This window comes from Thermocatellispora tengchongensis, assembly GCF_014202315.1.
GTDB lineage: Bacteria > Actinomycetota > Actinomycetes > Streptosporangiales > Streptosporangiaceae > Thermocatellispora > Thermocatellispora tengchongensis.
This window is the reverse complement of record NZ_JACHGN010000012.1, coordinates 1-12,762: the sequence shown is the minus strand read 5'-3', so window position 1 is coordinate 12,762 and position 12,762 is coordinate 1. Positions and strand designations below refer to the sequence as shown.

Sequence of the window (12,762 nt, the reverse complement as noted above, 5' to 3'; positions counted from 1 at the left end):
TTGCCATGCCGGTGTGAGCTCAGCTTAATGGAACCGTAACGGCCGGTGACAGCCGGTCCGAAACGACGCCTCGCAGAGCAGGAGGACGGATGCTCCGCCCACAGGACAGCGCGACCCGCGAACGCAGATCACTCGACGGGCTGTGGGCCTTCCGCCTCGACCCCGGCGGCGCGGGCCGCGCGGCCGGGTGGTGGCGGGGCCCGCTGCCGGAGCCGCGCGAGATGCCGGTGCCCGCCAGCTACAACGACATCGTCCCGGACATCGCGGTCCGGGATCACGTGGGCGACGCGTGGTACCAGACCGTCTTCCGGGTGCCCGCCCGCTGGCACGGCGAGCGCGTCGTCCTGCGCTTCGACGCCGCCACCCACCGCGCCGCCGTCTGGGTCGGCGACACCCTGGTCGCCGAGCACGAGGGCGGCTACACCCCGTTCGAGGCCGACGTCACCCGCCACCTGGCGTACGGGGCGGAGAACCGCGTCACGGTCGTGGTCGGCAACGAGCTGACCTGGTCCTCCATCCCGCCCGGATACGTCGAGGACACCCCGGCGGGCCGCCGCCAGCAGTACTTCCACGACTTCTTCAACTACGCCGGGCTGCACCGCTCCGTGTGGCTCTACACCACTCCGCCCGCCCACATCGCCGACATCACCGTGGTCACCGGCCTGGACGGCGCGACCGGCACCGTCCGGTACGCCGTGGCGAGCGAGGGCGCGCCCGGCCACGGCGTGCGGGTGACCCTGCGCGACGCGGAGGGCGCCGTGGTCGCGGCGGGCGAGGGCGCCGAGGGCCTGCTGACCGTGCCGGACGTGCACCCCTGGGCCCCCGGCGACGGCTACCTGTACGACCTGGAGGCGACCCTCGTCGCCCCCGGCGGCGAGGTCGCCGACACCTACCACCAGAGCGTTGGCGTCCGCACGGTCGAGGTGCGCGGCACCCGCTTCCTGATCAACGGCGAGCCGTTCCACTTCCGCGGCTTCGGCAAGCACGAGGACTCCGCCGTGCGCGGCAAGGGACACGACGACGCGCTCATGGTGCACGACTTCGAGCTGATGGAGTGGATCGGCGCCAACTCCTTCCGCACCTCCCACTACCCCTACGCCGAGGAGGTCCTGGACTACGCCGACCGCCACGGCGTCGTGGTGATCGACGAGACCGCGGCCGTCGGCCTCAACCTGGGCCTCGCCGGCGGCATCATGGGCGGCGCGAAGCTGCCCACGTTCTCGGCCGAGACGATCGGCGAGGGCGCCCGCCAGGCACACCTCCAGGCCATCCGCGAGCTCGTCGCCCGCGACAAGAACCACCCCAGCGTGGTGCTGTGGAGCATCGCCAACGAGCCGGAGTCGCACACGCCCGAAGCCCGCGCGTACTTCGAGCCGCTGTTCGCCGAGACCCGCAAGCTCGACCCCTCCCGCCCGGTCGGCTTCGTCAACGTGATGCTGGCCCCCGCGGGGGAGTGCCTGGTCAGCGAGCTGGCGGACGTCGTCATGATCAACCGCTACTACGGCTGGTACGTGTCCCCCGGAGACCTGGCCGCCGCCGAGGCCGCCCTGGAGGCCGAACTCCGGGCATGGGCCGAGGGACAGGGCAAGCCGATCATCGTCACCGAGTACGGCGCCGACACCCTCGCCGGCCTGCACTCCGCCGTGGACATGCCGTGGACCGAGGACTACCAGGTCCGCCTGCTGGAGATGCACCACCGCGTCTTCGACCGCGTGGACGCCGTCGTGGGCGAGCACATCTGGAACTTCGCCGACTTCGCCACCCGCCCCGGCTTCTTCCGGGTGGACGGCAACAAGAAGGGCGTCTTCACCCGCGACCGCCGCCCCAAGGCGGCCGCCTTCGCGGTACGCCGCCGCTGGCGCCCGGACGCCTGACGCCACGCCCGACCCCGCCCACACCCGGGAATCCCGCACCCACGCCGGAGTCCCGCACGCCGAAGAATCCCTGAACCCCCAGGCCACCGAACTCCCACGCCACCGCGCCCCCCATCCCCCCGCAGGCGGCAGCCTGCACGCACCACCGAAGGAGCAGCGATGAAGCTCCGCAGAATCCAGGTCATCGGCTACGGCGCCGGAGACGCCGGCAACAACCTCGCCTTCAGCCTCACGAGCATGTTCCTGCTCGTGTACTACACCGACGTGGTGGGGCTGTCCCCAGCGGCGGTCGGCACCATGTTCCTCATCGTCCGCATCTGGGACGCGCTCGCGGACATCCTCGCCGGGCGGCTCGTGGACCGGACCCAGACCCGGTGGGGCAAGTTCCGCCCGTACATCCTGTTCGGCGCGGTGCCGCTGCTCCTGCTCAACGTGGCCACCTTCCACGTGCCGGAGATGTCGAGCGGCGCCGAGCTGGCGTACGCGTACGTCACCTACGCGCTGCTCGGGCTGGCGTACAGCCTGGTCAACATCCCGTACGGTTCGCTCGCGACCGCGATGACGCAGGAGCCGCGCGAGCGCGCCCGGCTGGCCGCCGCGCGCGGCGTCGGCGTGGCGGTGATCATCCTGATCCTGGTGCTGGTCATCTCGCCAGCACTGCAGGGCGGCGGCGACCTTCAGGGCACGCTGACAGCCGTCACCTGGATCTTCGCCGTCGCCGGGGCGGCGATGTACCTGTTCACCTTCCTCACCTCCAAGGAGGCGGTGCCGCGCGCCGTCGCGCGGGTGACCCTGCGGCAGACCGTGGCGGCGATGCGGGGCAACCGGCCGCTGCTCATGCTGTGCGCCAGCGCGCTGGTCTACCTGACCGGCATGTCCTCGCTGACGGCCGTGGGCGTCTACTACGCCCGCGACGTGCTCGGCGACCCCTCGCTGTTCATCGTCCTGACCGTGGTGACCACCGCCGAGCTGTTCGTCGTCGCCCCGCTCGCGCCGGTCCTGGTCGCCCGGATCGGCAAGAGGCGCGCGTACGTGCTCAGCGGCGGCCTGTCGGTGGCCGGCGGCCTCGGCGTCTTCCTGGCCCCGGCGGACCCGGTCGCGCTGCCGATCTTCTTCTGGGCGGTCGCGGGGCTCGGCACCGCCCTGGTCAACACGTTGATGTGGGCCCTGGAGGCCGACACGGTGGAGTACGGCGAGTGGCGATCCGGCGTGCGCACCGAGGGCGCGACGTACGCCGTGTTCTCCTTCACCCGCAAGCTGGGCCAGGCGCTCGGCGCGGCGGCGGGGGCGTACGCGCTGGCACTGGGCGGCTACGCGGCCCAGGCGGCACAGCAGAGCGAGGGCGCGCTCACGGCGATCCGCTTCGCGGCCGGCGCCGCACCCGCCGTCACGGCGCTGCTCGCCATCGCGATCATGTGGTTCTACCCGCTGACCGAACGCAGGTTCGCCGAGATCGTCACCGAAGTGGCCCAGCGCCGCGACCACGCCTCCGCCCCGGACAAACAGCCCCGGGAGGCCCTGGACCGATGACGACACGGCCCCGGCTCCCGCACCAGGAGCCGGGGCCGCTCACAGTCTTTCCGGATCGAAACTTCTCCTCTTTCGGAAAACGAGTGCGTGACCCCAGGCGCACGCGCACCCGGCCCCGACCGGCTCACCCTCCCGGCTGCTCCCTGTGGACATGACGGGACGCTGCGGCATCGGCTCGGGTCCCGGCCCGCCGGTTGTGGCCTGAGCGCCGGTTATGGCCTGAGCGCCGGTTCTGGCCATGCGCGGGCAGCATCGGTGCTCGCACGGACACCAGGCCCGGGACCTGTCGCCTGTGTCGGTGCCCTGCGGCCCGTGTCGGTCGGGCCCTCGACATGGCCCCGTGTCGGTGGCCGTCGCCATGTCGGGGCCTGTGGCCCGTGTCTGCGTCTGCGGCCTTTGTCGGCGGCCCGTGCCCGTGGCCTGTGCCCGTGCCCGTGGCCTGTGCCCCGTGCCCGTGGCCGTGGCCTGTGCCTGCGGCCTGTGCCTGCGGCCTGTGCCTGCGGCCTGTGCCTGCGGCCTGTGCCTGCGGCCTGTGCTCGGGGCCCGTCGTCGCCAGCCCTCGTCGGCATGCTCGTGATCGACATGCGGCCTGCCGCGCCGGTTGTGGCCTGCCGTACTCCCTCCGGTCCCGGCGCCGGTTCCGCCCCCGTGCTGGCTTCGACGCCCCGTGCCGGTTCCGCCCCCCGTGCCGGTTCCGCCCCCCGTGCCGGTTCCGCCCCCCGTGCCGGTTCCGCCCCCCGTGCCGGTTCCGCCCCCCGTGCCGGCTCCGCCCCCCGTGCCGGCTCCATCCCCCGCGCCGGATTCGCCCCCCGCGCCGGCTCCGGCGTCCCGCGCAAACTCCGTCCCCTCGCGCAAACTCCGTCCTGCCGGGCCGGCTCCGGTTCTGGGGGTGGCCTGTATTCGAAGGCGGTAGCCGTGGTGGTGGGCGCGACGTGGCCATGGCCGTTGAAGGTCCGGTGGATGGGACCTGCGCTCGTCCGTGGGCCGCAGCGCGGCTGGGGTCGGTTGATCCATGGGGGAGGAGCGGGCCCGTCGTGGCGGTTCGGCGGGTGGTGGGCTCTGTGTTCTTGCACAGCAGGATGGGGTGTTTTGTGAGGTCAGAGCGTTTCATTTGATATCGGGAAATACTTGTCAGTGCAGCTCGCTCCTTTGTAATGTGTCAGCTCTCGGTGTCCGAAAGGTCACCTTTAGGAAGGAGCGAGCTGTGCCGGTCACTAATACAGCGGAAGCCCGGAAAAGTGCTCGTGGGTCGGCGCGTGTGCTGATGGCGGGTACGGCCGCGTTCGCGCTCGCGATCGGGGTCGCGGCCTGCGGCGGCTCATCGTCGCAGGACGCGACGCAGGCCGTGTCGCCCGCTGCGGCTCCGGCGGCGGCGTTCGACCAGGCGCTGCACGACCTGTTGCCCGACCGTATCAAGCAGAGCAAGCAGATCGTGTTCGGGGCGCTATGGGAAACGCCGCCGATCATCGGCATCGAGACCGGTGACACCTCCAAGCCGGTCGGCATCACGCCCGATCTCGCGGTGGCGATGGGCGAGGTTCTGGGCGTCACTCCGGTGTGGAAGAACCTGCAGTGGCCCGCGCAGCTCCCCGGACTGCAGAGCGGAAACGTGGACGCGCTGTTCGGGCAGGTCAGCGATGGCAAGGAGCGCGAGCAGGTCATCGACCTCGTCCAGTTCTACCGCTCGCCGATGGCCCTGCTCGTCAAGAGCGGCAACCCGCGCGGGGTCAAGAGCATGTCCGACACCTGCGGGATGAAGATCGGCGTGCCCACCGGCAGCCAGCAGGAGGCCGTGGTCAAGGGCAACAGCGAGAAGTTCTGCACCGGCCAGGGCAAGCCCGCGATCGTCCCGGTCGGCTATCCGGGCGCGCAGGGCGCGATCGTGGCGATCAAGGGCGGCACCGTGGACGCGTGGATGGACGCCTCCGCCTCCACCCGGGTCATCGCCAAGGAGTCCGGCTTCGAGAGCGTGACGCTGCCCGACGAGCAGGTCGACGCCTACATGGAGCGCGGTGTGGCCATCGCGGTGTCCAAGGCGCAGCCGGGCCTGACGAACGCGCTGGCCGGGGCGCTCGGCAAGCTCGCGCGCTCGGGTGCGTACCAGAAGGTGATGGACAAGTGGGAGTCCGGCGACGCCGCGCTGCCCGCCGAGGACATCAAGGTGAACGCGTACACGGGCCTGCCCGCCGGGCAGGGCTCCTCCTCGGCCACCCCCGCCTCCTGATCGGCACGCGATGGCAGAGCAGATCTCCCACCCCCCGGGCGTGACCGGCGCGCCCCGCCTGACGCGGCAGGACGCCGTCCCGGTGCGGCACTACGGCCGCGGCGTGCTGGCCGTGCTCGTGGTCGCGGTCGTCGCGCTGACCGCGTACGCCTTCGCCGCCAACCCCAAGATCGAGTGGCCGGTCGTCGGCGAGTACCTGTTCCACCCCGACATCATGGCCGGCCTGATGCGCACGCTGCTGATGACCGCGCTCGGCATGATCTTCTCCGTGATCGGCGCCGTCGTCGTGGCCCTGATGCGCATGTCGCCGAGCCGGATCATCAGCTCGACCGCGGCGGCGTACATCTTCGTCTTCCGCGGCATCCCGCTGATCCTGCTGCTGATCTTCGTCGGCAACCTGGGCCTGTTCATGGAGCGGATCACCATCGGCGTGCCGTTCACCGGCCTGGTGCTGTACAGCAGCCCGGTGCAGGAGGTGCTGACGCCCTTCGCGGCCTCCGTCATCGGGCTGTCGCTGGCCGGCTCCGGCTACATGGCCGAGATCGTACGCGGCGGCCTGCTCGCGATCGGCCGCGGCCAGCGCGACGCCGCCAAGGCCCTCGGGCTCAACTCGCTGAACACCACCCGCTTCATCGTCCTGCCCCAGGCGCTGCGGGTCATCGTGCCCCCGATGGGCAACGAGCTGATCAGCATGCTCAAGGCGACCGCGATCGTGTCGGTCATCGGCGGCGGCGACCTGCTCACCGTCGCCCAGGCCATCTCCGGCGCCAACTACCGCACCATCGAGATGCTGCTGGTCGCCGCGGTCTGGTACTTCGCCGTGATCGCCGTGCTGACGGCGGTCCAGTACGTCCTGGAACGGAGGATCGCGGAACGATGACGGCCGAGCCGCAGACGCCCGCCGACCGGCCGATGGTCTCGATCGAGAACGTCAGCAAGTCCTACGGGCACCGCCAGGTCCTGTTCGACATCGACCTCGCCGTCGCCGCGGGCGAGACGGTGTGCCTGATCGGGCCGTCGGGGTGCGGCAAGAGCACCCTGCTGCGCTGCGTGAACAACCTGGAGGACATCGATCGCGGCCTGGTGCTGGTGGACGGCTCGCTCGTCGGCTACCGGGTGCACCGCGGCAGGCTGCGCGAGCTGCGCGAGAACGCCGCCTGCCGCCAGCGTACGCAGGTCGGCATGGTCTTCCAGCACTTCAACCTCTTCCCGCACATGACGGCGCTGGAGAACATCGCCTTCGCGCCCGTGCGCGTGCTCGGCGAGGACAGGACCGCCGCCCGCGCCCACGCCCAGGAGCTGCTGCGGTCGGTCGGCCTGGCCGACAAGGCCGACGCCTACCCCTCGCGGCTGTCGGGCGGCCAGCAGCAGCGCGTGGCCATCGCGCGGGCGCTGGCGATGCGCCCGAAGGTGATGCTGTTCGACGAGCCCACCAGCGCGCTCGACCCCGAGCTGGTGGGCGAGGTGCTCAACGTGATGCGCGACCTGGCGGCCGGCGGGATGACGATGATCGTCGTCACCCACGAGATGGGCTTCGCCCGCGAGGTCGCCAGCCGCGTGGTGTTCATGGACGCCGGCCGGATCGTGGAGCAGGGCCCGCCGCACGAGGTGCTGGGCAACCCCCGCCACGAGCGCAGCCGCGCGTTCCTGTCGGCCGTGCTGCCCTGACGCCCGCCGCCGAACGACGACGACGATTTCGATAGGAGAGTCATGACCACGACCAACGAGCTCCCCGGCGAGACGACGCTGCGCGCGCCGGAGAGCCGGGACGCCGTGCTGGCCAACGCCGAGGCGGTGCTGGACCTGGTCGCCGAGGAGGCCGCCGACGGGGACGCCAAGGGCCGGATCACCGAGCGGGCCGCGCGGGCGCTGCGCCGGGCGGGGCTGTTCGAGATGGGGTTCCCGGCCCGGCTGGGCGGGCTGGAGATGACGCTCGCCGACCAGGTCGCCGTCGTGGCCAAGATCGCCCGGGTGGACGCGGGCACGGCGTGGAACGTCGGCGTGCTCAACGCCACCGGCTTCTACGCCGGCAGGCTCGGGGACGAGGCGTACCACGAGCTGTACCCGACCCGCGACATGCCGACCAGCGGCTCCTTCCACCCCAAGGGCCGGGCCCAGGTGACCGACGGCGGCTACCTCGTGACCGGCCGCTGGGACTGGGGCAGCGGCAGCTACGTCGCCGAGCACATCATCGGCGGCTGCCTGGTCTTCGACGGCGACGAGCCGGTGCCCGCGCCGGGCGGCGGCCAGCTCACCCTGGGCCTGTGGCTGCCGCGCGAGGCGGTGGAGCACGCCCACAACTGGCACACCCTCGGCGTACGCGGCTCGGGCAGCTCGTCGTACTCGATCACCGAGCCGGTGTTCATCCCGGCCAAGTACTCCTTCGACCGGGAGGCCCCGGCCAACCCCGACGCCGACCCGCTGAACAAGCACGTCACGCTGGCGTTCTTCGGCCTGACCGGCGTCTGCGTCGGCGTGGCCCAGCACGCGCTGGACCTGGCGCTGGCCGCGGTGCGGCGCCGCGTCGGGCCCTCGGGCTCCGCCGACGCCACCGTCCGTCGCGCCCTGGGCCAGGCGTGCGCCGAGGTGGACATGCTGCTGGCGGGGGTGACCGACATCGCCAAGCGCACCGACGAGATCATCTTCACCCCGGGACGGGTGCTCACCCCGACCCAGGAGCACCGGCTGATCGCGACCAACACCATGGCCGCCGAGACGCTGCGCCGGGTGCTCGACCTGTGCGTGGAGCTGTACGGATCGCGCTACCTGTTCGACGACGACCCGATGCAGCGGGTGCTGCGCGACGCCTGGGGCGCCCTGGCGCACGCCGGCGCCAAGCGCATGCACTGGGGCTCCCTGGCCGAGAAGGTGCTGCGCGACCCGGCCGGCGAGCCGACCCTGTTCGGCGCCACGCCGCGCGCCGCGCTGTGACCCCCAGAGTGCGCGTCGTGGTCGAGCGCGCGGAGTCGCCGCGCTGCGGCCTGGCGGTGGGCGACTGCTTCGAGGTCGAGGGCTCGGCGCTGACCCTGCCGCAGGGCAGGCCGTTCTGCCTGCACGCCATGGCCGCGGTCTTCCCGGTCCTGGACGCCCGGCTGAGCGACCTGCCGCCGGACCACTGGCTGGAGCGCAAGCCGTACATCTGCTGCCCCGACCCGGCCGACGCCGTGGTGATGCGCCTGGAGCGCGTGGACCGGGAGGGGCGGTGACCGGGGGACGCAGGGTGCGCTGCACGGTGGAGTCCATGAACTACTCGGCGTGCGAGCTGCGGGTCGGCGACTACTTCGAGGTCGGCCCCGAGGGAGTGTCGCTGCCGCCGGGGGCGCACTTCTGCTTCTACGCCATCGCCTCGGCCGCCTCCCTGCTCAACGGGCGCCTGGCCGGGCCGGACGCGGACGAGTGGCTGGCCGGGCGCCCCCTCGCGGCCTGCCCCGACCCGCCGGAGAACCTGATCATGCGACTGGAGGAGGTACGCGACGATGGCTGAGGGCCCGATCTTCAGCGTGCGCGTGGGCGCCGGCGCGGGCGGCATCGCCGGCGTCACCGAGGCGGCGGTACGCGCCGAGGCCATGGGCTTCGACCAGGTGTGGACCGGCAACGACCTGTTCGGCGGGCCCGGCGTCGCGAGCATGGCCGCCATGCTCGCCGCCACCGAGCGGATCAAGGTCGGCTCGGGCGTGCTGGACCCGGTGTCGATCCACCCGGTCCAGCTCGCCCAGCTCGCCTCCGGCTTCCAGGAGCTGTCCGGCGGCCGGTTCATCCTCGGGCTGGGCGCGGGCTCCGACGTCTTCTTCCGCCGCGCCGGGATCGCCGCGCCGCGTCCCGTGCCGCGCACGCGTACGGCGGTCGTGGCGATCCGCGCCCTCACCGACGGCCGCAGCCCGGCCGGGCTGCCCGGGGCGGGCGAGGGCTGGCACGAGTCGGCGCACATCGAGTCGCCCCGCCCGGTGCCGATCTACGTCGGCGCGATGGGCCCGAAGATGCTGGAGATGGCCGGGCGGCACGCGGACGGCGTGCTGCCGCTGTGCCTGCCGCCGCGCCAGGTGTTCGACGCGATGGAGCAGATCGGGCGGGGCGCGAAGGCCGCCGGGCGTACGGTCGCCGACCTGGACATCGCCGCGTGCGTGTGGTGCTCCCTCGACGAGGACCGCGACCGGGCGCGCCGGGTGCTGGCCCGGTTCATCGCCCGCTACAGCGGCTCGCTGTCGGCCGACGCCCTGGCCGCGCACGGCCTGGACCCGGAGGAGTTCGCCCGCACCCAGGCGCTGGTGGACGACGGGCGGCTGGACGAGGCGACCGAGGCGGTGCTCTCCTCGCCGTCGATGCTCACCCTGGGCATCGTCGGCGGCGCGCACGACGTGCTGGAGCAGTGCGAGGAACTGCTGGCGGCCGGGGCGCGGCACATCTCCTTCGGCCCGCCGCTCGGCCCCGACCCCGGCCACGCGATGGGGATCTTCGGCGAGCGCGTCCTGCCCCGTCTGCGGGCGACGCCGTGAACCCCGGGCCGCTCGCGGGGCGGGTCGCGCTGGTCGCGGGCGGCACCGGTGCGATCGGGCGGCATGTCGCCACCGGCCTGGCCGCCGCGGGTGCGGCCGTGGCCGTGCACTGTCACCGCTCGGCGGGGCTCGCGGCCGAGATCGTCCGTGAGTGCGGCGGCGGCTTGGCCGTGTGCGCGGCCCTGCCGGGCGAACGGGCCGCCGAGCGGCTGTTCGCCACGGTGGAGGCCGAGCTGGGGCCGGTGACGATCCTGGTCAACGCGGCCGAGCCGGGTGGCGCCCTCGGGGTCGCGGCCGTGGCGGACGTGGAGGCGGGCACGCTGGAGCGGCACCTCGACGGCGTGCGTGCCCACCACGACCTGTGCCGGCGGGCCCTGCCCGGCATGCGGGCGGCCGGGTTCGGCCGGATCGTGTTCGTCTCCGGGGCGCTGATGGCCCGGCCCATGCCGGGCATGGGCGCGTACGCGGCGGCGAAGGCGGCGGCGTCGGCGCTGACGCGCTACGTCGCCGCCGAGGAGGGCGGGCACGGGATCACGGCCAACGTGGTCGCCCCCGGCCGGGTGGCCGAGCCCGACGCTCCCGAGCCGGACGATCCCGCGCTGCTGGAGATGTCGCGGGCGCTGCGGCAGCGCATGGCGCTGCCGCGCTTCCCCACGGCCCAGGAGGTCGCGCGCACCGTCGTGGCGCTGACCTTCCCGGAGTTCGACCAGGTCACCGGCCAGACCGTGTGGCTGACCGGCGGCGAGTTCACGAGCTGAGCGGCGTGCGGGTGTAGACCCGCACCCTCTCGCCGTCCCGCCACAGCGCGAAGTCGGCCCCCCATTCGCGCAGCCGGGCCTCATCGACGGCGGAACCGGTGACATCCCAGCCCGTCAGGTCCCAGCCGATCGCGCAGCCGGACCCGCGGGCCGCCGCGGTGATCGCGATCAGGTCCGCCTCGCGTGCGGGCGCGGGCAGCCACGCGACGGCGTACTCGTGGCCGTACTTCTCCAGGAAGCCGGCGACGTCCTCGGGGCGTTCGGCCGGCTCGCCGGGGCGGGGGAGCAGCCGCGCCAGCCTGCGCGCCGGGGCCTGCCCGTGCGCGGTGAGGACGTCCGAGGCGGCCGCGGCGACCTGCTCCGCGCAGCCGCCCGACAACACGATGCCCAGGCGGAACCCCTCGGGCCGGTAGTACGCCGCGAGCAGGTCTCGCAGCACGGTGATCTGGCTTTCTGGCACGTTCCGCAGCCTAGCCACAATGCTAGACAGGTCACAACACTGACTTGTAATCTATTGCTGCGCCCCGGAGGGGCCACTGCGAAAGGAGCCGCGGATGGGCATGCCGCCCGCTGGACCTCGTTCCGCACCCGTCGACTCGGCCCTGCTGCGCGAGGTGATGCGCCGCTTCGCCACCGGCGTCGCGATCGTCGCCACGCTCGACCGGGGCACCCCCTACGCCGCGTCGGTCAACTCCCTGACCTCGGTGTCGCTGGAGCCCCCGCTGATCCTCGTCTGCCTGAAGATCGGCTCCCACACCTGCGCCGCCATCCAGCGCGCCGGCCGGTTCAGCGTGTCGGTCCTGGCCGAGCAGCACGAGGAGCACTCCCGGCGCTTCGCCGGATCGCAGCCCGCCGTGGACGACCCCGCCTTCGAGCCGGTGGACGGCCTGCCGGTGATCCGCGACGCGCTGGCCGGCATGATCTGCGAGGTCGAGTCCACCCAGCGCAAGGGCGACCACGTGATCGTCATCGGCCAGGTCGTGCGCACCCACCACGAGCACGACACGCCCCTGCTGTTCTTCAACAGCGGCTACCACCGGCTGGCCCCCGCCGAGCCGGCCTGACCTGCTCCGGTCTAGGTGCGGGTCAGCTCGCGGAAGTGCGCCGCGGCGGGCTCCCTGAGCCGGTCCAGCGCCTCGCGGTAGACCGCGATGGCCTCGCGCCGCGCCCCGGCGTGCGTCGCCCACTCCTCGGGCAGCTCGGGGTCGATGTCGGCGAAGGCGCGGAAGGACTGCAGCATCTCGGTGCAGGTCACGAACGCCTCACGCGGCGACATCTCACGCGGCCGGGTCAGGGGCGCGTACTTGGCGGCGAAGCGGCGGTAGCGCTCGGCCACCTCGTCGAGCTGCCACAGATGCCCGATCAGCGGCCCCGCCGCGACATCGCCCGAGGGCGCGGCCCGGAAGATCGCGACGGCGTCGCCGATGCCCAGCGTGTGCACCAGGTCGGTCACCTCGACCACGTAGTCGCGCGGCGAGGCCCACATGCCGTCCTGAAGATGGCCGAAGCCGTGGAAGCGGAGCTGCCGCACGAAGTTGGACCGCTCGGCCTTGCGGCTGTCGGGGAGCTGGTGCCACACCAGCGTCCAGGTGACGGCCTCGCCGGGGCGCTCGCCCAGGGAGGAGATCCGCTCGTCGCCGTCCTCCAGCAGGTGCACGCTCCGCTTGGTCAGCGTGTAGTAGACGTGCCGTCCCTTGCGGTGCCGCTCGGCCAGCTCGCGCTGCACCAGGCGCGCCAGCGCGATCCGCGCCGCCGCGGTGCTGAAGCCGAAGTAGCCGAGGATGGCGTCCAGGCCGCCGGACCACACGGGCGCCGTGCGCGGCTCCAGGAATGCGCCGAAGATCGTCAGCAGCAGGCTCTGCGGCTGCGCGTCGAAGAGATCG

At 72.8% G+C, this 12,762-nt stretch carries 13 protein-coding genes; 11 read left to right on the top strand and 2 right to left on the bottom strand.

The genetic code is table 11. From position 1 onward, the window contains the following. The first annotated feature begins 89 nt into the window (after positions 1–89). The 10 genes from uidA to HNP84_RS26545 all read left to right on the top strand — a co-directional run bounded on the left by uidA (position 90) and on the right by HNP84_RS26545 (position 10,879). Positions 90–1,874: a beta-glucuronidase gene (gene uidA / locus HNP84_RS26590; protein ID WP_185052650.1), complete on the top strand. Its 1,785-nt coding sequence runs from the start codon at positions 90–92 to the stop codon at positions 1,872–1,874. 159 nt (positions 1,875–2,033) lie between these two features. Beyond that, the gene (gene uidB, locus HNP84_RS26585) at positions 2,034–3,404 is read left to right on the top strand and encodes a glucuronide transporter (protein WP_185052649.1); all 1,371 of its coding nucleotides are present in this window, start codon (positions 2,034–2,036) and stop codon (positions 3,402–3,404) included. 1,264 nt (positions 3,405–4,668) lie between these two features. Then, positions 4,669–5,628 carry a transporter substrate-binding domain-containing protein gene (locus tag HNP84_RS26580; protein WP_185052648.1) on the top strand — a complete coding sequence of 320 codons (960 nt, stop codon included), beginning with the start codon at positions 4,669–4,671 and terminating at the stop codon, positions 5,626–5,628. 10 nt (positions 5,629–5,638) lie between these two features. Next, entirely contained in the window at positions 5,639–6,508 is an 870-nt protein-coding gene (locus HNP84_RS26575) for an amino acid ABC transporter permease (protein WP_185052647.1), read from the top strand. Next, positions 6,505–7,296: an amino acid ABC transporter ATP-binding protein gene (locus tag HNP84_RS26570; RefSeq protein ID WP_281396279.1), complete on the top strand. Its 792-nt coding sequence runs from the start codon at positions 6,505–6,507 to the stop codon at positions 7,294–7,296. Before HNP84_RS26575 ends, HNP84_RS26570 begins: the two co-directional genes overlap by 4 nt. Positions 7,297–7,338: 42 nt before the next feature. Continuing rightward, entirely contained in the window at positions 7,339–8,559 is a 1,221-nt protein-coding gene (locus HNP84_RS26565) for an acyl-CoA dehydrogenase family protein (protein ID WP_185052646.1), read from the top strand. Positions 8,560–8,576: 17 nt separating this feature from the next. Next, positions 8,577–8,834 (top strand): TIGR04076 family protein, encoded by a 258-nt coding sequence (locus tag HNP84_RS55235; protein WP_221336789.1) that lies wholly within the window; start codon positions 8,577–8,579, stop codon positions 8,832–8,834. Beyond that, complete coding sequence (locus HNP84_RS26555) at positions 8,831–9,112, top strand: TIGR04076 family protein (RefSeq protein ID WP_221336788.1); 282 nt, start codon at positions 8,831–8,833, stop codon at positions 9,110–9,112. Before HNP84_RS55235 ends, HNP84_RS26555 begins: the two co-directional genes overlap by 4 nt. Next, complete coding sequence (locus HNP84_RS26550; RefSeq protein ID WP_185052644.1) at positions 9,105–10,121, top strand: LLM class flavin-dependent oxidoreductase; 1,017 nt, start codon at positions 9,105–9,107, stop codon at positions 10,119–10,121. The genes HNP84_RS26555 and HNP84_RS26550 overlap by 8 nt, the downstream gene beginning before the upstream one ends. Further along, positions 10,118–10,879, top strand: coding sequence for an SDR family NAD(P)-dependent oxidoreductase (locus HNP84_RS26545; RefSeq protein ID WP_185052643.1), 762 nt, complete (start codon positions 10,118–10,120; stop codon positions 10,877–10,879). The genes HNP84_RS26550 and HNP84_RS26545 overlap by 4 nt, the downstream gene beginning before the upstream one ends. Here HNP84_RS26545 and HNP84_RS26540 read toward each other — a convergent pair. Next, positions 10,869–11,339, bottom strand: coding sequence for a hypothetical protein (locus tag HNP84_RS26540; RefSeq protein WP_185052642.1), 471 nt, complete (start codon positions 11,337–11,339; stop codon positions 10,869–10,871). The two genes, HNP84_RS26545 and HNP84_RS26540, sit on opposite strands and share 11 nt — an antisense overlap. Before the next feature lie 94 nt (positions 11,340–11,433). Between HNP84_RS26540 and HNP84_RS26535 the strand changes: the two genes are divergently transcribed. Next, the gene (locus HNP84_RS26535; RefSeq protein ID WP_185052641.1) at positions 11,434–11,943 is read left to right on the top strand and encodes a flavin reductase family protein; all 510 of its coding nucleotides are present in this window, start codon (positions 11,434–11,436) and stop codon (positions 11,941–11,943) included. A gap of 11 nt (positions 11,944–11,954) precedes the next feature. On the opposite strand, the gene HNP84_RS26530 is transcribed toward HNP84_RS26535, so the two are convergent. Continuing rightward, positions 11,955–12,762, bottom strand: an 808-nt coding sequence (locus tag HNP84_RS26530) for a PaaX family transcriptional regulator (RefSeq protein ID WP_221336787.1), incomplete at its 5' end; no start/stop codon positions are given.

What these genes read in the sequence shown, in the direction of transcription:
- uidA (WP_185052650.1), top strand. Translation starts at nt 90, where the DNA reads ATGCTCCGCCCACAGGACAGCGCGACCCGCGAACGCAGATCACTCGAC.
- uidB (WP_185052649.1), top strand. Translation starts at nt 2,034, where the DNA reads ATGAAGCTCCGCAGAATCCAGGTCATCGGCTACGGCGCCGGAGACGCC.
- HNP84_RS26580 (WP_185052648.1), top strand. Translation starts at nt 4,669, where the DNA reads ATGGCGGGTACGGCCGCGTTCGCGCTCGCGATCGGGGTCGCGGCCTGC.
- HNP84_RS26575 (WP_185052647.1), top strand. Translation starts at nt 5,639, where the DNA reads ATGGCAGAGCAGATCTCCCACCCCCCGGGCGTGACCGGCGCGCCCCGC.
- HNP84_RS26570 (WP_281396279.1), top strand. Translation starts at nt 6,505, where the DNA reads ATGACGGCCGAGCCGCAGACGCCCGCCGACCGGCCGATGGTCTCGATC.
- HNP84_RS26565 (WP_185052646.1), top strand. Translation starts at nt 7,339, where the DNA reads ATGACCACGACCAACGAGCTCCCCGGCGAGACGACGCTGCGCGCGCCG.
- HNP84_RS26550 (WP_185052644.1), top strand. Translation starts at nt 9,105, where the DNA reads ATGGCTGAGGGCCCGATCTTCAGCGTGCGCGTGGGCGCCGGCGCGGGC.
- HNP84_RS26535 (WP_185052641.1), top strand. Translation starts at nt 11,434, where the DNA reads ATGGGCATGCCGCCCGCTGGACCTCGTTCCGCACCCGTCGACTCGGCC.